General features: G+C 43.1%; 2 protein-coding genes. Both read right to left on the reverse strand.

Annotated features, from left to right (window positions below):
- Positions 1-199 precede the first annotated feature (199 nt).
- Positions 200-661, reverse strand: a complete 462-nt coding sequence (locus R7P72_RS24860) for an MSHA biogenesis protein MshF (protein ID WP_318110940.1) — start codon at positions 659-661, stop codon at positions 200-202.
- A gap of 3 nt (positions 662-664) precedes the next feature.
- Positions 665-1257: type II secretion system F family protein (locus R7P72_RS24865; protein ID WP_318110941.1), on the reverse strand; the 593-nt coding region annotated here is incomplete at its 5' end.

Raw genomic sequence — 1257 nt, forward strand, 5'->3', positions numbered from 1 at the left:
AACGTTCACTAAAACTGACCGTGAAGTGGATACTGTATCTACCGCTTGAGCAGAATGACGAATCGCCATTATTCCGAAAAGGTTTGATAACAAAGGTAATCATTTTATGGTTTACCTTTTATTACAACCTTAGGCTTATGGTAATGTTTGCATTATACCGACTTTCATTCCCATTTATAGTACTTAAGTGTCAAAAAATTCACTCCGCCGACATTTCGACGTCTATTATCAGTCGATTAGCGGTAGACATAACTACAATTGTTTGGCCACTTTCGTAAGTATAGTTGCAGATATAACGATTACTTTTGATTGTTCCGCTAATATCTAATAACTCACTAGCCATAATCTTACGTTGCGGGTAATGAACAGCTAACCAATATCCGCAATCGAGTACGCCTTGTTGTGTGAATGGCGACACCAATCCCCCTTCAGTCATGGTGAGTTGAAAACCATCCATTTCCATACGATTGGGCTCACCTTGCACTAACCACGCTTGGTGATAACGCTGAACACTGTCTAGCATCCAAACCTTTGCGAGTTTTGCACCTGTCGCTTGTGCTTCTTCAGTGACTGGCTGCAATTTAATAGCCATTCCAACCACGATGATGACCGCAACTAAGCCAAACATAAAGGGCGTTGCTCGGCTTTGATTCTCAACCACGCATTAGCCGCCTTTGATGATGTCCAGCATCCCCCACATTGGTAAGAAAATACCCAATGCAAGCACCATCACCATCCCAGCGACAATGACCAAAAGTAATGGTTCTATTCTTGCCGTCAGTGTTTTAAGGTCATAATCCACTTCTCGATCATAAAAATCTGAGACTTCGAGCAAAAGTTCATCAATACGACCCGTTTCTTCACCAACTGCAATCATTTGAATAACTAATGGCGTAAAAATATTGCTGTTGATGGCAGTAACAGAAATGGTGCTACCCGCTTCGATGGCTGCTTTCATCTCTAAAATTCGATTTTCTAAAAAGCGGTTACCCAATGCTTCACCAGCAAGCGCCAAAGATTGGTTGAGCGGCACACCTGATTTCAACATCAACGAGAATGTTCGAGCAAAACGCGACAATTGAGCGCGATTTACGATATCACCGACGATTGGTAAGCGGAGGCGAAATTTATCAAACTTCTCCCGCCCATCTGCTGTCGCAACCCAAGCTTTGAACACAAAGAATGCACCGACCATAGCGGCAATGAGCAATCCCCAGTAGTGAACAAAGAAGTTGGACGTCGCAATCAAGATCCGAG

It is taken from the genome of Vibrio sp. Vb0888 (genome assembly GCF_033338835.1).
Classification (GTDB): Bacteria; Pseudomonadota; Gammaproteobacteria; order Enterobacterales; family Vibrionaceae; genus Vibrio; species Vibrio alginolyticus.